This window comes from Rhizobium sp. ERR 942 (assembly GCF_007828395.1).
Classification (GTDB): domain Bacteria; phylum Pseudomonadota; class Alphaproteobacteria; order Rhizobiales; family Rhizobiaceae; genus Rhizobium; species Rhizobium dioscoreae.
On the sequence record NZ_VIUA01000007.1, the window covers coordinates 261,360 to 283,724 of the forward strand.

The 22,365-nt window shown below is 58.2% G+C and carries 14 protein-coding genes and 1 pseudogene; 7 read left to right on the plus strand and 8 right to left on the minus strand.

Annotated features, from left to right (window positions below; all coding sequences use genetic code 11):
• Window positions 1-46: 46 nt before the first annotated feature.
• Entirely contained in the window at window positions 47-1,687 is a 1,641-nt protein-coding gene (locus FBZ97_RS27285; protein WP_145322993.1) for an ABC transporter substrate-binding protein, read from the minus strand.
• A 235-nt stretch (window positions 1,688-1,922) separates the two neighbouring features.
• Between FBZ97_RS27285 and FBZ97_RS27290 the strand changes: the two genes are divergently transcribed.
• Entirely contained in the window at window positions 1,923-2,642 is a 720-nt protein-coding gene (locus FBZ97_RS27290; protein WP_246661862.1) for a GntR family transcriptional regulator, read from the plus strand.
• 52 nt (window positions 2,643-2,694) lie between these two features.
• Here the strand turns inward: FBZ97_RS27290 and FBZ97_RS27295 are convergent, their stop codons facing one another.
• Window positions 2,695-2,907, minus strand: a complete 213-nt coding sequence (locus FBZ97_RS27295) for a hypothetical protein (protein WP_113352136.1) — start codon at window positions 2,905-2,907, stop codon at window positions 2,695-2,697.
• Window positions 2,908-2,990: 83 nt separating this feature from the next.
• Between FBZ97_RS27295 and FBZ97_RS27300 the strand changes: the two are divergent.
• The 4 genes and pseudogenes from FBZ97_RS27300 to FBZ97_RS27315 form a co-directional block, all read left to right on the plus strand.
• Window positions 2,991-3,383 (plus strand): annotated as a pseudogene (locus FBZ97_RS27300) (SDR family oxidoreductase); the annotation flags it as partial.
• Window positions 3,384-4,020: 637 nt separating this feature from the next.
• The gene (locus FBZ97_RS27305; protein ID WP_145322997.1) at window positions 4,021-6,360 is read left to right on the plus strand and encodes a HAMP domain-containing methyl-accepting chemotaxis protein; all 2,340 of its coding nucleotides are present in this window, start codon (window positions 4,021-4,023) and stop codon (window positions 6,358-6,360) included.
• Between the two features lie 957 nt (window positions 6,361-7,317).
• Entirely contained in the window at window positions 7,318-9,246 is a 1,929-nt protein-coding gene (locus FBZ97_RS27310) for a methyl-accepting chemotaxis protein (protein WP_113421547.1), read from the plus strand.
• Between the two features lie 874 nt (window positions 9,247-10,120).
• Entirely contained in the window at window positions 10,121-11,146 is a 1,026-nt protein-coding gene (locus FBZ97_RS27315) for a FecR domain-containing protein (RefSeq protein WP_145323000.1), read from the plus strand.
• Window positions 11,147-11,216: 70 nt separating this feature from the next.
• Here FBZ97_RS27315 and FBZ97_RS27320 read toward each other — a convergent pair whose 3' ends face one another.
• Window positions 11,217-13,388 carry an adenylate/guanylate cyclase domain-containing protein gene (locus FBZ97_RS27320; protein ID WP_281406134.1) on the minus strand — a complete coding sequence of 724 codons (2,172 nt, stop codon included), beginning with the start codon at window positions 13,386-13,388 and terminating at the stop codon, window positions 11,217-11,219.
• Window positions 13,389-13,624: 236 nt separating this feature from the next.
• Window positions 13,625-14,275 carry a TetR/AcrR family transcriptional regulator gene (locus tag FBZ97_RS27325; RefSeq protein WP_145323004.1) on the minus strand — a complete coding sequence of 217 codons (651 nt, stop codon included), beginning with the start codon at window positions 14,273-14,275 and terminating at the stop codon, window positions 13,625-13,627.
• A 193-nt stretch (window positions 14,276-14,468) separates the two neighbouring features.
• On the opposite strand from FBZ97_RS27325, the gene FBZ97_RS27330 reads away from it, so the two are divergent.
• Both FBZ97_RS27330 and FBZ97_RS34545 read left to right on the plus strand, forming a co-directional pair.
• On the plus strand, window positions 14,469-15,692 hold the full coding sequence (locus FBZ97_RS27330) for a multidrug effflux MFS transporter (RefSeq protein WP_145323006.1): 1,224 nt from the start codon (window positions 14,469-14,471) through the stop codon (window positions 15,690-15,692).
• 91 nt (window positions 15,693-15,783) lie between these two features.
• Complete coding sequence (locus FBZ97_RS34545) at window positions 15,784-15,948, plus strand: hypothetical protein (RefSeq protein WP_156090771.1); 165 nt, start codon at window positions 15,784-15,786, stop codon at window positions 15,946-15,948.
• Between the two features lie 390 nt (window positions 15,949-16,338).
• On the opposite strand, the gene FBZ97_RS27335 is transcribed toward FBZ97_RS34545, so the two are convergent.
• The 4 genes from FBZ97_RS27335 to FBZ97_RS27350 all read right to left on the minus strand — a co-directional run bounded on the left by FBZ97_RS27335 (window position 16,339) and on the right by FBZ97_RS27350 (window position 22,340).
• Window positions 16,339-17,076 carry a carbohydrate ABC transporter permease gene (locus tag FBZ97_RS27335; protein ID WP_233788547.1) on the minus strand — a complete coding sequence of 246 codons (738 nt, stop codon included), beginning with the start codon at window positions 17,074-17,076 and terminating at the stop codon, window positions 16,339-16,341.
• A 140-nt stretch (window positions 17,077-17,216) separates the two neighbouring features.
• Window positions 17,217-18,110 (minus strand): sugar ABC transporter permease, encoded by an 894-nt coding sequence (locus FBZ97_RS27340; protein ID WP_145323009.1) that lies wholly within the window; start codon window positions 18,108-18,110, stop codon window positions 17,217-17,219.
• Window positions 18,111-18,175: 65 nt separating this feature from the next.
• Complete coding sequence (locus FBZ97_RS27345; RefSeq protein ID WP_145323011.1) at window positions 18,176-19,435, minus strand: extracellular solute-binding protein; 1,260 nt, start codon at window positions 19,433-19,435, stop codon at window positions 18,176-18,178.
• 163 nt (window positions 19,436-19,598) lie between these two features.
• The gene (locus FBZ97_RS27350) at window positions 19,599-22,340 is read right to left on the minus strand and encodes a sugar-binding domain-containing protein (RefSeq protein ID WP_145323013.1); all 2,742 of its coding nucleotides are present in this window, start codon (window positions 22,338-22,340) and stop codon (window positions 19,599-19,601) included.
• Window positions 22,341-22,365 lie beyond the last annotated feature (25 nt).

The following is a 22,365-nucleotide window of genomic DNA, read 5'->3' on the forward strand; positions in this document are numbered from 1 at the left end:
GGTTAGATGCCGGGGAGGTGCCGTCGAGGACGCCCCGGCCTCCGCGCTATTCTTTCGAGATCGACTTCAGGTCGAGGTGCGTGTGAAACCAGTAAACGTAGCCTTTGACGTTCTTCTGCATTGCGATGTCCGAATACAAATGGGCAACGGGCACGCGCGGCACGTCGTCCATGGCGATAGTGTTCATCCTGGTGATGATCGCGTCGTAGGCCGCGGGATCGCTTTCGAAGCGGGCCTGTTCAATCAGCTTGTCCAGTTCGGGATTCGAGTAGTTGGCCGTGTTGAACACGCTGTTGTTCTTGCCGTCATAGGTCCAGAAATAGAAGTATTCCGGATAGTCCAGCCAGCCGTAGAAATAGTTGATGTCCATCGGCATGCTCTTCGAACCCATCTTGGCGAACCATTCGGAGCCGGGCACCTTGTGGATCTCGATGGTGATGCCGATCTTCTTCAGCTGTTCCTGGATCAGCAGCGCCATCGGCTCCTGAACGGTCGTCTGGCTCATGTCGATATAGAGGTCGGACTTGAAACCGTCGGCATAGCCGGCGTCCTTCAGAAGCGCCTTGGCCTTGTCAAGATCGGTATTGTACTTGGAAGCAACCGGCCACTTCGGTGGGAAGGGTGTTGCCGTATCGGCGCCGAAGAGAGGTTCGCCGCGCTCGTAGAGCGCCTGCTTCATGATGCTGTCATAGGGAAGGGCATAGGCGATCGCCTGGCGGACGCGCTTGTCGTCGAAAGGCTTCATCGAGACATTGAGGTCGACGTTGAACTGCTCGTTCTGCATCAGCGTGCCGATGACGTTGACCTTGCCGGCGGCTGCAAGCTCGGCATAGTCCTTCGGCGGCAATCCGACGGAGACGTCGACATCGCCCTTTTCCAGTAGGGCACGACGGGTTCCTGGCGAGGCGATCTCCCGAAGGACGACGCGCTTCAGCGCCGGCAGGGCGCCGGATTTCCAGTTGTCGAAGCGTTCGAAGACGATGCGGTCGCCGCTCTTCCAGCTGCCGATCTTGAACGGGCCGCCACCAGCATCGTTAAGTGAGGTCCATTTGAGCGCCCACGGGTCGTCAGCCGTTGCATGCTGGAGGGCGAGCTTCTTGTTGACGACATACGGAACCGGGACCGCAAGGTCTGGCAGTGTGAGCTTGTCGGCCACAGCGAGGGTGATCTTAAAGGTATGGGGGGCGATAACGGAGAACTGCTTGGGATCGGTCAGCGAGCCGGCCGCCATCTGCACCGTCGGAAAGCCGCCGACAGAGACGGCGCGGTCAAATGACCATTTGACGTCCTCCGCGGTCACCGGCGAGCCATCGTGGAAGGTGGCGTCTTCACGCAGATGGAAGATCAGAGTTTTGCCACCGTCCTGGATTTCCCAGCTCTTTGCCAGCTCGGGCTCGATCTTGGTCGCGTCGTACATGACCTTGCCATCCGGCAGGGTCTTCGTTCCATGCGTTATCAGCCGATCGTAGAGTTGCCACGAGGCCATCTGACTGAATTCATTCGCAGCAGGCGCCATGGCGTCGAGCGAGTTCGGGCCATGCTCCGCGACTTCGATCAGGACGTCTTTCGGGGTTTCTGCGTGGGCGGAGCTATTAAGCAGACCAAGCGACAAGGTCGCTGCGATCAGAAGGGATGTGCGGGAGCGGCAGGCTTGCATGCGAGCGATCGCGGATTTGCTTTTGGCCATGTTGGCGAAACCTTCTGCTGGTGTGACGGACAAACATGACTTGCAAGCAATATGCCAAATCATAAATTATTGAAAATATTATATATATTTACAAAGTGCATTATTTATGTAATTATCTGCATGCCCTCAATGTGGTCAGGATGCTTTAATTTTAGTCATCAAAGTGACTTGCTTAATTGCTGCTCGGTTGGATATCAGTGAGGCAGGCGCGACAATCATGCCCAAGGAAGCGGCCATGGACGAAGACGACGATCCGGCGACGAAAGCACCATATGCGGTGGCCATAAAGCGCGCCTCGCTGCATCATCACGTAGTCGACAAGTTGCGTGAGATGGTCAGCCGTGGCGACCTGCCTGCCGGCGAGAGATTGAATGAAGTCGCTCTTGCTCAGGCGATTGGTGTTTCTCGAACTCCCATGCGCGAGGCCGTGAAATTGCTCGCGTCCGAGGGGCTGCTTGAGCTTCTGCCAGGGCGCGGTGCCCGGGTCCGGCAGTATTCGGCCGAGGAGCTGTTGGATATGTTTGACGTCCTTGGCGCGCTCGAGCGACATGCGATCGAGATCGCGGTCTCCAGGATGACGCCAAGGGCGCTCGCGGAGATCGAGCGCTTGCATCATCAGATGGGCGAGGCCTATGCGAAGCGTAATCAGAAAGCGTACTTCAAGGCGAACCAAAAGCTCCATGCGCTGATTGTCGAGTTGGCGGCCAACCCGGCGCTGACAGCTACGCATACGACCCTGACCAAGCAATCGGTGCACAACAGACACCAAACACTGATTTCGGAGCAGCGATGGAAGGAGTCCGTGGCCGAGCACCAGGCCATCTTCGATGCCATCATAAGGGGAGACGTGTCGCAGGCGGGGCTTTTGATGCTGAATCATAGCCGTAAAACCGGAGCCGCCGTAGTGGATGCCGCGCGCGCCGCAAATGAAATCAGGATAGGAAGTGGTCGATGAACGCGCTTGATCTCGTCATCAAGAACGCCAGGGCGGCAACGGCCTCTGATGTCTACGATGTTGAAAAGGCGGAAAGATCATTCAGATCGGTCAAAACCTTGAAGGCGGGGCGCGTATCATCGATGCGTCCCGAAAATACCTCCTTCAGGGCGGCATGGACAACCATGTTCGCGTCTCTCAACGAGCGGGAAAGGGCATCGTCATGGCCGACAATTTCGAAGGCGGCACCTTGTGCGCATTGTTCGGCGGCAAATACGACGACCATGCCATTTTGCCTTCTGGAGAAAGGGCAGTCGCTTCGCAAAGCACTCACCACTCGGGTCTTGTCGCGAAACGGAATGACAACTCATCCGCGGCACGATCCTTTCGACGCAGGCTGCCCTTCCGCATCTCGGCCCGGGGGGAGTGATCACGATCGGCTCAGCCGGTGCGGATCGGATCGTCGGCGCGACGGGCACGGTCTACTTCATGACGAAATCGGCGCTGCAGTCTTTCACCCGGGGCTTAGCGCAGGAACTGGGACCGCGCGATATCACGGCCAATCTGATCCAGCCAGGTTCGACGGATACCGAGATGAACCCGGCGAATGGAGACTATTCTGAATTCCAGCGTAACCTCATCCCATTGGGCCGATATGGGGTGCTTTCGGACATCGCGGCGGCCGTCGCGTTCCTGGCTAGTCCCACGGCAAGGCAGGTCACGGGTGTGATCCTTAACGTCGATGGCGGTTTGAACACCTGACCGCGGCGGTTCTTTCATGATGGTTGGCGACGCTTGCCTCTGAGCGACAAATCTTCCCGCTTGGTCGTCGCCAGGCATCTCATCAAACGTTGCTTGGGACTCGGCGGGACATCGTCTCGCTCCCCGCGATAGCACTCCCGCTGATGGTCTAGGCAGCCGCGAGACCGCCAAGTAGTCATGCACTCAAACATGCTTAGGGCGTGATTTGGCTGATCCTCCAATATGGTTAAGCGGCTGGCGTTTGGCGATTAGGCCGTTATTGCAGATTTCTATCTGAAAAGGACCAATCGCGCATTTGCGTCAACTCAAAGAGATACTTTCAACTTTCGGAATACTTTGTCTTTCTTGGCTAACGCAGGAAAGATGAAGCAAAACGGGTTAAATCGAGACCATGGACGACATTAACCGGGTGATCAAAAATCCCCTGTGTTTTTAGGGGAAAGCGTTAATCCTGTTTCAACAAAACCGGGCTAACTTTTCTCCTGATTGGGCAGGGCATGATGCGCCTGTGATCGAGCGGCGTCTCGATGGCTCACGGACTGCTTTTCTTTTAGAAATTTCACCTCGAGAGCTCCAGAAATACGGGTTTCGGCGAAGCGGGTTAGCGTTACGGCACCCCGAACGTAGGTGAGCAATTATGATTTTTTCTCTTCGCAATATACTTGTTGGAATTTTCCTTTTTCTCAGCGTCGCTCTGTGCGTGCTAACGGGATCTTCGACGCTTGATGCCTATCGCGATGCAGGTAAGTATGCCGACATCTCGAAGTTAACCATGCTAGATCGGGCTCTCTTCCAAACGCTTGCGAACTTCCGCAACGAGCGAGGCGATGGGTCGTCGCTCGCCAAACTTGAGCTTGGCGGGCAAGATGCAACGCTTGCCTTGTTAAGAACGGATAGGGGCATCGTCGACAAATATATAGCTGACGCGAAATCAGTCTTTGCGAACATTGACGACCAGACGCTCAAAGCCCCGATTGCCGATGTCATGAATGCCTATGATCGGGTTGTCGAATTCCGCTCAAAGCTCGACAGCGAAGTCGCCAAGAAGCTTGCTGATCGCGATCCGGCACTGCAGGCTACGACGCTGGACCTCGGTCAGCAGCTCTTGACCGCGTTGGAGGCAGGTTCGACCGCCATCGAAAGCCGGATCCGCACGAGTGATCCCTCAATGACGGCACTCATTCAGATCCGTGCACTGACATGGTACACGCGCGCGACGGCCGGTGCCGCAAACCTGTTGTTCGTCAACACGCTGGCCTCTGGAGAGGCAATGAAGCCCGAGGACGTCAGCAAGATCCAGCAATTCGATTACGCTGCGAGTTTCACCTGGGGACAAATCGGCACTCTGGTCAATCATCCGTCGACACCACAGGTCGTCAAGGACGCCTATAAAGTCAGCAGCGCGACCTATTTCAGCGGTGACTTCGCAGCAAAACATAATGCATTGCTTGCAAGATTCGCGGCCGGTGAGAAGAAGGCCATGCCCCTCGACGACTGGCGTCCGCTTGGCAACGCAACCCTTCTCACCATCACGAACACCGCGGCGGCAGCCGCGGATGGCATGGTCGCCAAGGCATCCGCCAGCCAGAATGATGCATTCGTCAGCTTGATCGCCTATGGACTCACCTTCCTTGTTGCCGTGGTGCTGAGCGCCACGGGCATATGCGTCATCCTCCTTCGCGTCACGAGGCCCGTCGGCGCGCTAACTCGTTCCATGACCGAACTTGCCCAAGGCAACCTCTTGGTCTCGATCAGTGGCGTTGAACGGCGTGATGAGATTGGTGCCATGGCGCGTTCCGTACAGGTTTTCCAGCAGGCAGCCCTGCGCAACAAGGCGCTCGAGGCCGAAGCCGCCGAAGCACGCATTACATCGGAGAATGAACGCCTCGAAGTGCAGCGCCGAGCCGAAGAAGAAGCGGAAGAGAGGCTGCTGCAGGCTACGGGTTCGCTTGCGACGGGACTTCGTCATCTGGCATCTGGCGACCTGCGGTGCGAGATCGAAACGCCGTTGGCTGCGCAATTCGAAGCTCTGCGTCACGACTTTAATTCATCGGTCAGCCAGCTGCGCGCTGCCATGTCCCAGGTCGGCCAGGCTGCATCACTCGTTAACAGCGGCAGTTACGAGATTTCGCAGGCTTCCGATAATCTTTCCAAGCGCACGGAGCAGCAGGCCGCCTCGCTGGAAGAGACGGCAGCTGCGCTGGAAGAGGTTACGGCCAATGTTCAATCGACCTCCAAGCGGGCTGGCGATGCACGTGACTTGGTGCGCGGTGCTCGATCGCGAGCGGAAAACTCCAGCCAGGTCGTCAGCAATGCAGTCAGCGCCATGGGCAGAATTGAGCATTCGTCCAAGCAGATCAGCCAGATCATCAGCGTGATCGACGAGATCGCTTTCCAGACCAACCTGCTTGCGCTCAACGCCGGTGTCGAGGCTGCGCGCGCGGGCGAAGCCGGAAAGGGCTTCGCTGTTGTAGCCCAGGAAGTTCGCGAACTGGCCCAGCGTTCTGCCAATGCCGCCAAAGAGATAAAGGCCCTGATCGGCAATTCCGAAGCTGCCGTCGGCGAGGGCGTGAAACTCGTCAACGACACTGGCGAGGGCCTCGCAGCTATCGCCGACTTGGTCCTGCAGATCAATCAGCACATGGATGCCATTGCCACCGCCGCTCAGGAGCAGTCCATGGGGCTGTCGGAGATCAACAGCGCCGTCAATCATATGGACCAGGCGACGCAGCAGAATGCCGCCATGGTCGAAGAGATGAATGCCGCCGGCGCAGGCTTGGCCGAAGAGAGCAAGCGTCTTGGCGAGCTTCTGAGCGCATTCCGCACAGGCGAAACCGAGCGCATGGAGCCGCGGGCGAGGCCCCCGGCCCGGCCTGCCTCAGCCCCGACAGCAGGCCGGCTTGCTGTGCGCACCGCTCCTGTCACGCAAGGCAATGCTGCGCTTAAACATCTTCAGCAGGAATGGTCGGAGTTCTGATCGGTTTGATGTGAGGAGAGGCACCGCGGCTCTAGCGCGGTTCAAGAAGCAAGGATTGCCCCGGACGTTTTGTACGGGGCATTTTCGTTTGGCCAATTCAGTGTTCATGTGTGCCGAGATTCACCCATCTCTGCATTGCACCGTGACCTCTGCGGATGCCGATATCTCTAACTCATCAATGGGTTCTCAGCCACTTATTGGATCAGCTTAACGCAAAGCTCGGTCAACGCGCCGCGAAGCTTAACGCCCAAGGTGAATAACGGAGCAGTCGACTACTCGCGCCACGCGGTGCAGGAAAAGGAAGCAGGGATGATCGAATGGTTTGACATCATCCACCGTCTTGACGTCCGAGCAAGACCTTGCTCTTCAGCGGTGCGAATGACATCGGTCTCTTGAGGCGCCATGCTGACCGAATCCCGCAATGGGCGCTTGTCAGGTTCCTTTCAAGAGCGAGACGTTCAGGGTTTGAGCAACAATTAACTGCCTGCTCATCGGGCCGGAGAGCATTCACACTTCATCACGAGCCGATATGAGGAACCTTGCCGCGAAAATCCACGCAGCAACGGACTAGCCACTTCATTCAATCTTTGGCTTCCGGAATCTGACGACGATCCTTTTTGTCGATAAGGCTCCTTTCGACCGGCTCATCGCTTCCTTGCCGCCATATTATCAGGAGTACGAAGTTCCTATCCAGCGGTCCGCTCCGTGGCGAACTTCTCAAAAGGTTACTTTAAAAGATCCGCTGAGCGATATAGCAGTACTTATCAGGACTAGCTTGATGTATACTTTCTCACTGACGTTGAAGATCAACGCCTGGCGGTATGTATCAAGACAGATAATAAAGGTAGTTGTATTTTTTGATAATTTGGAAATAGATTTCCATGGATCGACATATTTTGACGGATAATTAAGCACAATCCCACATCCTTCTCTTGAGGAAATCTTGGGATATGTTCCATGGCATCGATCCAGCAGAAAATCATCCTTGCAAGCGTGGCAATCTTTGTAATTGCGGGCGGCGCGACTGGTGTTGGCATATGGTCCGCCTCGACCCTGACGCAGAATGCCGAGAAAATAGCAGGGTCGGCTCAGGTGCTGCGTAATCACATGCAGGCAGATATGATGCATGACGCTTTGAGAGCGGATGTGCTGGCTGCGTTGCTCGCATCCGATCCCGCATCCGGCATCGGCTTTAAAACGGTCAACTCGGATCTTTCGGAACATGTCACGTCGTTTCGCGAGATGATCAAGGCCAACAAGGCGCTCGCGACAGATCCGGAAACTCAAAGGGTGCTCGCCGGCGTGGAATCTCCGTTGCTGAGCTATATCGACAACGCAACCAAAATGGTCGCGACGGCTGAGAAGGATCCGGCAGGCGCGTTAAAGGCATTGCCCGATTTCATGAAGCAATTCTCCGCTTTGGAAACCGCGATGGAGAAGGCGGGCGATCAGATACAAAACGTATCGGAGTCGATCTCGGCAGAAAGTGCGCGCACAGCAGGTTCCATACGCAGCATCATGCAGGGGCTCCTAGGGCTGACGGTGCTGTTCTCCATCATGCTCTTCGTGTTGTTCCGCAGGACCGTGTCCAAACCCATCCTGGCGCTTTGCGCCGATATGGCCAAGCTCGCGGGCGGTGACACCAATATCGTTTGTACCGGCATCGGTCGAAGCGACGAAGTAGGGACGATGGCGCAGGCTGTTGAAGTATTCCGAAAAGCAGCGATCGCCAAGGGCCAGCTCGAAGCGGACGCGGCAAGGGACCGTCAGCAGGCGGAAGCCGACCGGATCGCCACTCAGCGGCAGGCGGAAACCGATGCCGCGGACCGTTTGCGAGTCGCGACATCCGGTCTTGCCATGGGACTTAAGAGGTTGGCTTCCGGGGATCTTTCCTTCCAGCTCGATGAGCCATTCGCTCCGGATTTCGAAGCTCTTCGACACGATTTCAATACGTCATTGCAGCAATTGAGCAGCACATTGCACGCGATTGCCGAGAGTATTGTATCGATTGACAGCGGCACGCAGGAGATCTCTTCCGGAGCCAACGATCTTTCCCGCCGCACCGAGCAGCAGGCGGCATCGCTTGAAGAGACGGCCGCCGCTCTCGATCAGATTACGGTCAATGTAAGCAACTCGAGCAATCGGACGGAAGAAGCGCGAGCGGCGGCGACTGCCGCCGATGATAGCGCAACCCGGTCGGCTGATGTCGTCAGCAGGGCCGAGGAAGCCATGCAGCGCATAGAGAGTTCCTCCCAGCAGATTTTCAATATCATCGGCGTGATCGATGACATTGCCTTCCAGACTAACCTATTGGCGCTCAATGCCGGTGTGGAAGCGGCGCGCGCCGGCGAAGCCGGTAAAGGATTTGCCGTCGTGGCGCAGGAAGTGCGGGAATTGGCGCAGCGCTCCGCGGCCGCGGCAAAAGAGATCAAGGCGCTGATCAATGCTTCTTCGACCGAGGTCGATGGTGGAGTGAAGCTGGTGCGTGAAACGGGTGTCGCATTGAAGGAAATCGGTGAGCGCATCTCGGGCATAAACCAGCACATGAACGCCATCGCCGCATCCGCTAAGGAGCAGTCGACAGGCCTTGCCGAGGTCAATGCGGCAGTCAATACGATGGATCAGACGACGCAGCAGAATGCGGCGATGGTCGAGCAGTCGACGGCAGCCTCCGCCGCACTTGCCGCTGAGGCCAGCAAGCTGCGCGAACTCGTATCTCAATTCCGCCTCGACGCCGCGGCCTCCGCCAGCTCGGCAGTCTTGCGACAAACCGCGCGCGCCATGGCTGAGCCTTCGCGTCGCGCTTCCGCCGAGCCGGTCGCGCAAACGGCCCGTAGATCGGCTGCCGTTAGCGGTCGAGTCGTTTCCGATTGGAAAGAGTTTTAAGCAAGCCATGGGGCGTAATGGCCAAGGGGCTGTTTGGGATCTTTTCACATTCCCAGTTGGGTTAGAAGCGGAAAGCAGACAACTAGCTCTAGATGGACCATCTCCGGCAGCCTAGCTTCCTGCTTCACCAAACGGGAGCATTGCGCGGGCAATAGGCAACGATAGGGTCTCTATTGCCATTCAAGTGCTGACGACCTGTACTGTCCATACGGCCGCCGCTGATCGGAACGGTCGCCTGGCTATGGAAGACCCCTGAGATGGACCGAATCGCAGCATCGGAAGCAACTAAGCTGCCTACTTAAATAAAGGTTTTCTGATTTGCGGATCAAACAGTGCCGGCGGTATGCTTGCGTCTCTATTTCCGCGCGAGCGAAGAAAATCAAAATATCCCGACAATTAAAAGTATCCGTATGAATCATTGCGAAAGGCGCAATCGGTCCCTTTCAAATATTTCAACACAGCAGCGACCCGCACTGCGCTGCTTCAGCGAATTGTAGACATGCGGAACTGACCTGTAGCGGTGACTAATCGATGACCGACCATGGCCAACGAGCCATCGGTTCTTCAATGGACTGCAATCGTGTGATGAATGTTGCGTCGAGAAGGAGTCTGACGCAATTCCTTCGATCTCGGCAACCTTGAATAGGCTCACCTCTTTTTTTAGTGCTATGGAAGAATTGATTCGGATAATGTTATTGAAATCATTCTATGAATTTCCGATTAGAAGATATGAATGCAATATTATCGAAACTATACATCAGTTTATCCATGATTAAATTCCAGAATTGAAAAATATGCAAGGATATAACCGTAGGTCGTGATTTGTAATAAGAAATATATTATGATAAAATATAAGTAAGCTTGGGAGGGGAGGGTGTTTTATCTTCGTCACGCCGTGGCCGTTGTGTTGAGTGCCACGCTGCTCGCGCCGCTGTCTTTGAAAGCCGCCGAGAAGGTCGGTCAGGCGGTGTTGATCAAAACCGAGGTCACGGGTGCTGGCGGCCCGCTCGCGGTCGATGATCCCGTTCATCGGGACGAGCAAATTCGCACCTCGATTTCGGGTCTCGGACAGTTCACATTTCGGGACGGCACCAGACTGGCCGTCGGAGCCGGATCGTCCGTTACCATCGACAAATTCGTGTTCGATGACTCGGGCGCGGTGAAAAAGCTGACCGTGAATGCGGCAAAGGGCAGCTTTCGCTGGATGAGCGGAAATTCGAACCACTCAGCCTATCAGATCGTGACGCCGGCGGGAACGATCGGCGTGCGCGGAACAGCGTTTGACTTTTATGTCGGAGCCAACGGCACGACTGCAGTCGTCCTGTTGAACGGCGCTGCGCAATTCTGCGGCGCTGGCGGCTGCAGGCAGCTGAAGCAGCAATGTGATTGCGTCGTCGCGAAGCGCAACGGTCAGATCAGCGAACCTCGCCGGGTCAATCGCGACGTTCTCAAAACGCTAGGCAACCAGCGGGCTCTGCCGTTTCTGTCCGGGGATCAGCAGCTTTCAGGGCGAATGGGTTTTGTCAGTGGCGGTGGCTGCGGTCTGTCGACGGCGATGAAGAGCCAGCCAAACGGGATCTCCCCACGCAGCGCTCCGGCGAACAATCCCGGCCCGACACAGCCTGATACGCCGAGCGTACCTAACACGCGGGAGCCGACACATACGGAGTCGCCGACTGCACCGACCGAAACTCCCACGACGCCGAACGTCCCAAATACACCAAATACACCCGACAAACCGCATAACCATGACGATGATGATGGCAAGCATTACGACGGTCATCATGGCAGGGGCGACCACGGATGGGGCGATCATCATCGGGGCGACGAGGACAATGAAGGCGATGACGGCGATCATAATGATCAAGGTGATCACGATGGCGGGCATCACCATCGCTGAGGTCCTGAATTGCGAGAGAATAGCAAGTTAGGGCGTCTCCAAGCCTGAAAAGGCTGAATCGCAAAATCAGCTAGATATCGGCTGCCTTGTCCGCGGTCTCGTCGACGAAGTGTCCGCCTCGTCGAGAAATCTGGGCGTAAAAATCCTGCAGTAGTCCTGCTGCCGCCGCTCGCGCCTTAAATTTGGCGGCGCTGATAAGTTTGCGGCTGCCTGTCGAGCGTACCCGAAGGGCATCGACAAGCTGCCTGTGAGCAGCCTGTAGTTCCACAAATCCGGCGGACCTCGCCACGCGTTCGTCGCCGACCACCGCAAAGAGTTTAGTTCGCATGCTCTTACCCTTCAGCGTCAGCGCTCCCGCTTCGAGCAGAGCGCAATCGGGCAGCAAGCCTGCCGTCGATTCGGATACCAGAATATCGAAATTGACGTCCTTGCAGGCGGATTCGATACGCGCGGCAATGTTTACGGCATCGCCGACCGCCGTGTAATTGAAACGGGTCTCGGCCCCCATATTGCCGACGCATGCAAGCCCTGTGTGGATGCCGATGCCTATTCCAACCCGCCGCGCGTCTCCGAAACCGAAGGCATCGTCGCCATTGAGGTGGGCGAGTGTTTCCCGCATGCCGAGAGCCGCGCGCACGGCCTTGCCGGCATGATCGTAGACATCGACAGGGGCATTCCAGAAAGCCATGATCGAGTCTCCGATGAACTTGTCGAGCGTGCCGTCATTGGCGATGACATGGTGGCTCAGCGCATCGAGCAGCGTGTTCAGAAACGCAACGACGGCGCTTGGGCTCATCTCTTCGCTGATCTGGGTAAAGTTTCGCACGTCGACGAACATGACCGTCAGTTCGCGTTCATCTCCCCCGAGGCGTAGTGCGTCGCGCGTATGCTCGATGCGATGGAGCAGCGATGGCGAGAGGTAGTGGCCGAAAGCCCGCCGCACGTCGCGCCGCTCCCGATCCGTCACGAGAAAGCGGAATGCCGTCGCGGCGAAGTGCGTGATCGATCCAGAGACGATCGGTGCCAGCGGGTCGAAGAGAAGCCCTCCATAAAGAAAGGCGGCCCAGGAGGCCACAAGGGCAAAAAAGGTAATTAGCAGGCCGCAGGCGAGGGCCGCGGCCGGATTGACGAAGGTAGTGACGACCACCAGAAGGCTGCCCAAGAGGGCGATGGACAGGATTTCCAGCCCATCCGCCCAGTCCGGCCGGGAAAGGAAGCGGCCTGAAAGGATCTGCTCGACGATCTGCGCGTGGATGGAGACACCCGGCACGTTCTCGTCAAGGGCCGTCGTGCGGACATCTTGGAGGCCGGAAGCGGAGGTTCCGACGAAAACGATACTGCCTTCGATAGCGGTTCTGATATCGGCGGAGGCGCCTTCGGTCGCGAGTATCTTGCTTGCCGAGATATATCGCTTCGCGGTGTCGCGGCTGACATAGAGCCAAAGCTCGCCGGCTGCTGTTACCGGCGCGACGAAATTGCCGATCTTGACTCGGGTGAGGGTATTGGGTGTGCGCGGCGCGGCGTCAAGCACGTAGGTGGAGGCTCCCTGTGCGACGCGAAGCGCCTCAAGCCCGAGATTGGGATAAAGCTGCTTGCCGTCGCTGAGAAAAAGCGGAACCGCGCGTACCACGGCCGATGAAGCGCCCGGATTGAGGCTGATATGGCCGAGCCCCGCAGCATTGGTTTCCAATTGCGGCAGCACAGGCGTGGCGGCCTTGATCGTCGGCGGCGCACCGGAGGGATCTTCGCCGGTATAGGCAAACCCAGCCTTGACCGGCGGCAGATAGTCTCCCTCGTTGGAGAGGCCGAAGCCTAGAACCACCGGCCTTCCCGACAGCGATTGGGAAAAAATCTCATCGTTATCCGGTAGTTTGCCAAGCAGTGACGGATCGATGCCAATGACATCGCGAACGATATTGCGCGGCGAAAGTCGGTCCGGCTCGGCGAAGAGGATATCGAAAGCGATAGCGGCCGCGCCCAGATCGGAAAGCCTGTCGACAAGGGCGGCAATCCGGTTTCTTGGCCAGGGCCATTGACCGAACTCCCGCAGCGACGCCTCGTCTATGTCGACGACCCGGACGGGCTGGTTATCGAACGTCCGGGGCACCAGGCGCTGATACTGGTCGAATGTCAAATCGCGCGCGAGCCTTAGCAAGGGAGGATCACTTGCCCGTAGGGTCGTCAATGCCGTGACGAAGGCCAGGCCGATCACGACGCCAATTTGCTGCGCACGCGTCACCATTATGGTGTCAGCCCTTTTGCCGTGCATCCCCGGCAATAAGTAACAACGGTTCGAGGAATTACAAAAATCTATCGGTCTGCTGCGCCACGAAAGAATATGCTGCCTTGTTCCCGAGCATGATGCAATGATCAAAATATCGAAGAGATAGAGAACAGAATCTTGCACCGCGATTGTCGAGGCAATGCCGCGGGCGCGCGCCTCAACGGAATGACGTTCGGTCTCCCGACGCGATGCCGTTAGCGCTTGCCGAATGCGCGCAGAAAGGTCTTTGTCGCCTCTCTTGCCATACGATGGATTTCTTCCTCTGCAGTTGGACGGCCGATCTGTTGGTTAATCCGTAGATCTGTCGCGAGTAGCGCCATGTACTGCCGTGCGGCAAGTGCCGGATCCTCTATGTCGAGATGGCCAGCCAGCGCGAGCTGCGCGAGCCGAGCCGCGATGGCTGGGTATTTCTTGCCCGGTCCGTATTCCTTCCAGGTCTCGAACAGTTCGGGAAATCTGCTGCCTTCGGTCTCCAGGAGCTTGCGTAGCCAGCGACCATTCGGATCACAGACCGCCTTGCGTAGGAGAAGCGATGAAAATTCGGTCAGTTCCTTTTCGAGATCGACAGGCGCCACGGGAAATGTGTCCAACACCCGAAAGAAGTCGGCGCTCGACTTCTCGGTGATCTCTGCAACCACGACCTTGAACAGATTATCCTTGTCGCCGAGTTGATTGTACACCGTCTGACGCGACACGCCGGCCCTTGCCGCGATGGCATCGATGCTCGCCGCCGCGAACCCCTCCTCGGCAAAAACGTCTGCGGCCGCCTTCAGGATTGCCTGACGTTTGCTGGTGGCGGGCGGACTCTCTATCTCGGAAGAAACCGCTGCGGGCGAAGTTTTCATGACACCACCATATAGGACTTGACTAATTGGACAATACTGTCCAAAATATTTTACAGGAATGACGGGCTCCGCATTGAACTATTTCCGTCGTTCCACCGTCCTATCTATAATCGCCCACTCAATCCCCGTCACATGCTTTTTGTATGAGGCCTTGCTTCGTCCGGGGAATGTCGTGTGCGGGAAAGGTCTTTCCGTGCAGAGCAAGGATTACGTTTCATCCCCCAGGGCTAGCGGCTCCCACCATGCGATCGTCCTGGGCCTTCTTTCAGCCGTCGGTCTCTTCGCCCTCGACATGTATCTACCCGCGTTGCCGACGATCAGTCTGGATCTTCACGCCGACAGCCATGCAGTCCAGGCAAGCCTGATCTCCTTCTTCGCCGCCATGGCCGTGTCGCAGATTATCTACGGTCCGCTGTCGGACATGTTTGGTCGTAAACGGCCTCTCTATGTCGGTCTGGCGCTCTACATCCTCGGCGCGATCGGCTGCGCGCTCTCCACCGATATTAGCTGGCTGGTCGCCTTCCGTTTCATTCAGGGCACCGGCGCCTGTGCCGGCGTCGTGATTGCCCGCGCCATCGTGCGCGACCTGCATACGGGAGCGGCCGCGGCGCAACTGATGTCGCGGCTTATGCTGGTCTTCAGTATCTCACCCATCCTGGCGCCGCTCGCGGGCAGCATCGTGACGGTGTTCGGGAACTGGCGGCTGATCTTTTGGGTCATGGTCTTCGCCGGCGCTGTCGGCTTCGTCGCGGGCCGCTTTTTCCTCGAGGAGACCCGTCCGGTTGCGGCGCGCAGTGAGAGCAGCCTCGGCGGGGCGTTGAAGGCCTATGGAACACTCGTTAGGGACCCGTATTATCTCGGTCTGGTGCTGATGGCTTCCTTTGGCATGTCCAGCTACATGATTTATGTCGCCAACTCCTCCTTCGTGCTCATCGGCCATTACGGGCTCTCTCCGAGCTTTTACAGCGTGGTCTTTTCCGTGAACGCCATTGGCTTCATTGGCATGTCGCAGATGAACGGCTGGCTTGCCCGCCGGATTGGTTTGCGCAAGGTGATTCGCGGCGCGGTATCTGGCTATGCGCTGACGATGGTGGCGCTGGCCGTCCTGATGGCCGGCGGAGTCGATCGCCTAGACATCATGGCTGCCTTCCTGTTTGCGGGCTATGCCTTCCTTGGAATGATCGTGCCGAATGCGGCGGTACTAGCGCTTGAACATCATGGTCGTATCGCCGGCACGGCCTCGGCGATGATGGGGACGGTCCAGTTCATGACCTCGGCGCTGGTGGTTGGCGTCAGCGGTATGTTCATGGATGGCACGGCGAGACCGATGGTAGCCGTCGTTGCCATCTGCTCGGCCATCGTGCTCCTCCTTTCGATCGCGGTGCTGAAGAGCAGGCATGTGGTGGCTGCCGAATAGATCCTGCTGGGCCTATTGCAGCGCCTGGTGCAGGCCGCTTACACCGCGGCCTCTTCGGCGAGCGAACTGTGCCGCCCAAGGGGTGGTATGCTTGGAAGAAAGGGACACACTGCTTGTGTTGGCGCGCGATTGGTACGAACGCGATGGCTGGCTCGGTCTGATGAGGCCGGTCATGGCGCGGCAGTACCTATCTGAGCGAGGCGTCACCGGTTCGGATCCGATCAACGGCACGGTATCCGTCGCTGTGGTGAGCTGATGCTCACCTTCTGTCGAAAGTCTGCGAACCGATGTCCAGGCAGGGGTGATGCCAACGCCCGCGGGCAACAACAAAGTTTCGCGCCCCTCTCGAAACTCGGCGACGTTGTTCCTCTCGTCTCAGGAACTGGACCTGCGGCATGTAGCCGGCGACTTCACGTTTCAAACACGATGCCGTCGATAATCTTTCGGCGTCTTGGCGTTTCGCAACACAGTCTGCCAGACTGCGCCGTCTTCTCTCTCGCGCATGGCCAAGACGCTTGGTTGCAGATCCTTCCCGCGACTTCAGGCGAGTCTACCGCGGTCATGTTTTGACGTTATCGCGCTGATCACATAGCCTCGAATGATAGGAGAAATTTCCAGCAACCCCGTTCCGCCCTCGCGCGGGCTGCTATCCCTTTATTCCGGCCGAAAGCATGATCGCGCGCGTGATCTGCTTCTGAAAGACAAGGTAGAGAATGGCGACGGGAAGGCCAGCCAGAACAGCGGCGGCCATGTCCTTGGCAAAACGCACGCCGAAGACATCCTTTACCTGGGTAATCCCAACGGGAATGGTGATCGTGCCGTCCGATGTCGCGACCAGGAATGGCCACAGGAAATTATTCCATGCCGCGATGAAGGTTGTGATGCCGAGCGCGGTGATCACGCCCCAGTTCATCGGCACATAGATCTTCCAGAGCGTTCTCAAGTGCCCGGCATTGTCGAGCATCGCCGCCTCGCGGAATTCCTTTGGAATCTGGTCGAAGAATTGCTTGAGGATGATGATGACCGATGGCACCACCAGCTGCGGCAGCACGATGCCGCCCCAGCTGTTGATGAGTCCGAACATGTTCATCAGCACGAAATGGTTGATGATGAGCGCCTCCGCCGGCACCATCACCGAAGCGATCAACGCCCCATAAATCACGCGGCGGCCGGGAAACTGGATTTGGCTGAGCGCATAGGCGCAGCCGACGCTCATCACAAGCACGAGAACCGCGATGATCGCCGAGGTGCCGACCGAGTTCATATACCATTGCACGATGCTGGAGTGCTCGACCACGTAACGGTAGGGTTCGAGCGTCGGCGCCTTCGGGAAAAGCCCGGGTGTCCGACTGACCACCTCCGTGTCGGATTTGAGCGATGTCATGACCGCCCAGTAGAGCGGAAAGAACCAGATAAGGGCACCGAATGCCGTCAGCGCGGTTAGTGCGCGCCCGCTCCAACCTCTCGAAGCGACACGACTGTTCGCCGTGGCCAGCTCTGTCCGCGCGCTTGTCGTGAGAACGCTCATTTTTCCCCTCGTGCACGCAGGAACTGATATTGCAGGACGGAGGCAATGAGAATGATCGCGAACAGGATGGTGGCGACGGCGGCGCCTTCGCCACCCTTGTTCTGCTTGAAGGCGAGATCGTAGATGACTGTCATGACAACGGCCTGCGCGTCCGCCGGCGTGTGGGCGAAATAGCCGAGCAGATAAGGTTGCGCGAAGATCTTGAACTGCGCAATCAGCTGCAGTGTCAGAACCAGCGCCGTGACCGGCCAGATCAATGGCCATGTTATTCTCGAAAACACCCGCCAGCGGCTGGCATTGTCGAGTGCGGCCGCCTCGTAGACCTCGGGCGAGATGCTGCGCAGCGCCGCAAGAAACAGAAGGATGTTGAAGCCGATCGTCCACCAGATGGTGACCACGGCAACCGACGGCATAAAATAGGTTGGCGAACGCAACACCGGAAGCGGCCGCCCTCCGGTGAACAGACCGATGACATTCTGGATGACGCCGTATTGCATGTTTGCAATCCAGGTCCAGATCTGCGTCACCACCGATACCGGCAGGATCGAGGGCAGGAAAAAACAGGCGAGAACCAGCATCTGTATGCGGCCGCTCAGGCGATTGATGCCCATGGCAAGGAACAGCGCCAGAAAAGTGCCGGGGACGACGGTCAGGACGATGAAGTAGAGCGTGTTCAAAAGCGCCTTTTGAAACTGGGGTGAAGAGAGCTGGCGCGCATAATTGTCGAGGCCAACCCATTCGCCGGGGCCGATCAACGGTGCATTGGTCAGGCTCATCGCCACCATCCGCCATGTCGGGTAGGCAAATATCACTAGAAACGCGACGACCGCCGGTGCGACCAGCAGGGCGGCAACCACATGATCCTGTTTCTTGTTGCAGACCGCGGCCATCCGCCACCTCTCTCGCTGATGCAGCCCCGGGGCAGGGAGGCGTCCCGGGGCTGTCGAAGAAAACGTCACTGAGAGTTCATGTGATCGCGAAACTTCTCGAGCGTTTCCTTCACGTCGCCCTCGCCATTGAGCGGCCCCGACGCCATGTTTTGCCAATCGTCGTCGAACTTCGAAGCCGCGCCCGTCAGCGGGGTCTTTGGCATGTAGAAGGCGTTGAGCGCCATGGCGGCATAATCCGCCTGCGGCTTGAGCGCCTTGTAGGCGGCCGAGGTGCTAACCGGTAGATAGGCCGGGATATGGCCGGCGGCAGCCCATTCCAGCGAGTTGACATTCATCCATCGGATGACCTCGAGAACCGCGGCGCGTTTTTCCGGCGTCATGGTGACGCCGACATTGTTGGGGATCACGAAGGAGTGCGAGTCTGACCAATTGGCGGGTTTTCCCATCCAGGCCGGGATGTTGACCATGCCGTATTCGAAACCGTTGCCCTTGGCGACTTCGGTTTCCATGGTCGGCAGTTCCCAGTTGCCGTTCAGGAAGAAGGCGGATTGTCCGGCGATGAAGGTGGGAGTTATGGTTTCGGTGTCGACATAGGGCTGCGCCCAGCCCTGTTTCACCCAGTCGGCGACTTCATTGTAGGCTTTTTCCATCTTGTCGAAATTGTCGCCCTGCAGGAACTTGCCGTCCGCGGTCAGTTGGCCGCCTTGCTGGCCAAACAGGGTGTAGATATCGCGCAGATCGCCGTTGGACGAAGAAATGACGACGCCGTTCTTGCCGGCGTCCTTCGCCTTGGCCAGCACTGCGCGCCAGCCTTCCAGCGTGTCGATGCCGGTCGGCTTGCCGTCGTCGCCCAATGCGCCCAGCTCTTTCAGTATGGTCTTGTTATAGTAGAGCACTTCCCCATGCACGTCGAAGGGGACGGCGTAGCGCAGATTGTCGACCGTCGAGGCGGCGATCGCGTTCGGTGGATAGTCGCTGTCCTTCAGGCCGACGGCCTCGAGCTCTTTCGGATCGATCGGCGAGACGGTCTTGGCCGCAACCGCGGCTGCCAGGCGTGACAGGTGGTATGTGGCGATGTCAGGCCCCTGGCCGACGGCGGCGGATGTCTGCAGCTTGGTATAGTAGGGAATACCCCATTCGAGCGTCGTGCCCGTGATCTGGATCTTGTCCTTGTGCTCCTGGTTGAAACGCTGGATCAGCGCCTTCATCCGCACGCCGTCGCCTCCGGACAGAAAGTCCCACCAGACGACGTTTTCGACCGCGAACGCCGGAAAGGCAGTCATGAGGGCTAACGCCGCGATCGATGTTCTCAACAGGTTACGCATTCTCTCTCCTCCAGGCTGTTTCTCTTTTCCTCCCGGGCCGCTCTTCGCTGGGCGACCCTTATGCCTCGCGCGACGGCCAACGAGCCGAGTGATATCCCTTGCAACTAACTGGACCGCCTCGACCTCCTCCCGGTCATATGCCGCGGTTCAATCCTTTGGCCACCTATCCGGCTGCCGTCTCGATGATGCAATCAAGCAAGGTTGCCGCCACGGGATCGACACCGGCCGCTTCACGCATCAGGCCGAAGGTCGTGGCGACGATACGGCCGGCGCCAACCTCCCTCTCGGCAATGGTTGCACATGGCTTGTGGATCCAGCCCACCATCGTGCCGGCGTGCACCAAGCCGTCGAAATGGATCGGCCGAAAGCCGGTGATGACGCGGTTCGGGTTGACGCCGACGAAGGAGAGATCGGTCAACGGGCCGCCCGGCATGCGCTCGAATTTCCCCGAACGCTTCACCCAGCTGAAGCCCGTGACCCAATTGCCTTTCCAGATGGTGCCGTTGCGTTCGGAGACGCGCATCTGCGGCATGGATTGCCCGCGATCGCCGCCGGTCGGATAGTTCCAGTTCGGTTGATCGTTGCGCAGATTGCCGAACGGCAGCGGGCCCACATCGGCGAGAGACACATACCGGGCGCCGTGCTCCATAGCGTCGATATCGGCCTGGCTGAGAGAAGACGCGACCCGCACGTCCGCCTTGCCGGCCTCGACGACCGCATAGTCAAGCGCTGCCAGATATTGCGCGATCGCGGGTTCGGCCGAGAAGACGGAAAGGGCCGGCTTCGAGCGGCTGCCATAGACGCTGACGTCCAAGCTGTTGCGCGCAATCTCCTTGCCGCCGGTGGTGATCGTAAACAGGATGCTGATCTGCCTGCCGGCCATGGTGGCGGTGAAGGGCAGAGAAATTGCCGGTAGATGATGCACCGAGGTCGCGCTAATAGCCGGGATCGCCATCTTTCCAGCGTCCGTCCCATCGACGCTCCAGCTCAGTTCGGCCGCGTGGATTGCCTTGCCACCGGTCGAGATTTCGAGCTCTACATCGGCGGTATCGCCTGCCCACACAGCATAGTGCTGCATGCGCGGAATGATGACGACATCGGTGTTAATCTCGTGGAAGCGATTGTGGTAGGCGCGCGTATTGCGCTGCATGTCCATCAGGCCATTGGCTTCCCAGTGCAAATCGGTCAGCTCCGTGATGACATAGCCCTGAATGGAGGCATGGCGGCGCATCTCCTCGATTTCGAATTTGAGCGCATTGAACTGATGCCACTGCGTGTCCTCGATGAAGGAGCCGAAGGACGGAAAGACCTTGTCGAACTGATAGGTGCGGAAGCGCTGTTCGACGCCATGCGGATAGGTCGCGCCGTCGCTGTCCCACTCCAGGCCATTGATGAACCAGAAAGGTTCCTTGCCGTCCTGCTTGAGCTTGTCGGGATGCGGCAGACCCCACACGCCGAACTCGGAGACGACGAGCGGCTCGTCGCCGCGCCGGCTCGCATCGCCGTTCGGCGAATAGGACCACGCGGGCCGCGTGGCGAAAGCCGATACCCAGTCGGTCCATTCGCGTGCCATTTCCGGAACCGAGGCGTAATAGTGATAGTCGTCTATGTCGGAGACGACATGGAAGTTCGGAATGCAGGCGGAGTTGTCAACGACCAGCCGTGTCGGGTCCATCCTCTTCAGCCAGTGATAGGCGCCTTCCAACCAGGCTCGCTGATCGGCGCTTTCGACGAGGCGTGTTCCCCAATCCTCGTTGATGATGGTCCAGATCACGATGGAAGGGTGATTGCCGTCGCGTCGCAGAATTCCTTCCATCGTATCGAGCAGGCGCTTCGCCGATTTTTCGGTGAAGGTCTGAATGTTTGGAATCTCCGTCCAGACCAGCAGGCCAAACCGGTCCGCCACATCGTAGTAGCGTGGATCGGGAACCTTGATATGGCAGCGCAGGAGGTTGAGGCCGAGCTCCTTCGACTTGCGCGCCTGATCCTCCAGAAATTCCAGCGACGGCGGTGTATAGATACCCTCGGGATAATAATCCTGATCCAGCGCGCCGCGCATGTAGAAGGGCTGCCCGTTCAGAAAGAACTTTCCATCCCTTGCCTCGAAGGTGCGAAAACCGAAATTCTCCTCGGCGGCATCGATAACGTTGCCCCCCTCGGATAGCTCGGCAACGGCCCGATAAAGAACGGGATCGTCGAGCGACCACGCTTCGACATCGGCGACTTTGAGCGCAGCCGAAAACCGGGCCTTGTCGTTGAGCGCAAATTCGCTCGAAGCTGCGACCGCACCCTTACGATGCAGAATCGTGATCTTCAAGGCGCCGGTAAAAGCCGCTGCCAGCTCGACATCGATAGCGACATCGCCCGTTGCGAGATCGGCCCGAATGGCCTGGTGGGTGATATGGGCCTCGCTGCGGCATTCCAGCCAGACCGATTGCCAGATGCCACCCACCATTCCGTACCAGCTTTGCTTTCCGTGCGGGATCTCGTCGAACGGGAAATCCGGGAAGGCCCGGACATCGGCGCTTGGCAGCGTAACCTTCACATCCAGACGCAACTCGCCGGTCAACAGATCGGGAGGGATAACGAATTCGAAGGGCAGATAGCCTCCTTCGTGAGAACCGAGCGCGCGGCCGTTGACCGATACTTCGGCGAAATAATTCACGGCGCCGAAATGCACGATGACCTGACGGCCAAGCCATTCCTGCGGCACGGTGAAGGCTCGGGAATAGGTTGCCACGCCGGCCGCGGCTCGCAGATCCGGAAAATGAGCCTGCCAGGGCGCGGGCACGGCGATCGTCGTCGGCGTCCGCCCTTCCAGCTGAAAGTCCCAGGTTCCGTCGAGAGACAGGCGCGCACGCGGCCCGGAACGGGTATCGGCGAAACGGCGAGAGGCGATGGTCATGGCCGCGAGCTTTTCGGTTGGATTA

Coding starts and splice junctions, on each gene's coding strand:
- FBZ97_RS27285 (WP_145322993.1), bottom strand. CDS start 1,687: ATGGCCAAAAGCAAATCCGCGATCGCTCGCATGCAAGCCTGCCGCTCC.
- FBZ97_RS27290 (WP_246661862.1), top strand. CDS start 1,923: ATGGACGAAGACGACGATCCGGCGACGAAAGCACCATATGCGGTGGCC.
- FBZ97_RS27295 (WP_113352136.1), bottom strand. CDS start 2,907: ATGGTCGTCGTATTTGCCGCCGAACAATGCGCACAAGGTGCCGCCTTC.
- FBZ97_RS27305 (WP_145322997.1), top strand. CDS start 4,021: ATGATTTTTTCTCTTCGCAATATACTTGTTGGAATTTTCCTTTTTCTC.
- FBZ97_RS27310 (WP_113421547.1), top strand. CDS start 7,318: ATGGCATCGATCCAGCAGAAAATCATCCTTGCAAGCGTGGCAATCTTT.
- FBZ97_RS27320 (WP_281406134.1), bottom strand. CDS start 13,388: ATGGTGACGCGTGCGCAGCAAATTGGCGTCGTGATCGGCCTGGCCTTC.
- FBZ97_RS27325 (WP_145323004.1), bottom strand. CDS start 14,275: ATGAAAACTTCGCCCGCAGCGGTTTCTTCCGAGATAGAGAGTCCGCCC.
- FBZ97_RS27335 (WP_233788547.1), bottom strand. CDS start 17,076: ATGACATCGCTCAAATCCGACACGGAGGTGGTCAGTCGGACACCCGGG.
- FBZ97_RS27340 (WP_145323009.1), bottom strand. CDS start 18,110: ATGGCCGCGGTCTGCAACAAGAAACAGGATCATGTGGTTGCCGCCCTG.
- FBZ97_RS27345 (WP_145323011.1), bottom strand. CDS start 19,435: ATGCGTAACCTGTTGAGAACATCGATCGCGGCGTTAGCCCTCATGACT.
- FBZ97_RS27350 (WP_145323013.1), bottom strand. CDS start 22,340: ATGACCATCGCCTCTCGCCGTTTCGCCGATACCCGTTCCGGGCCGCGT.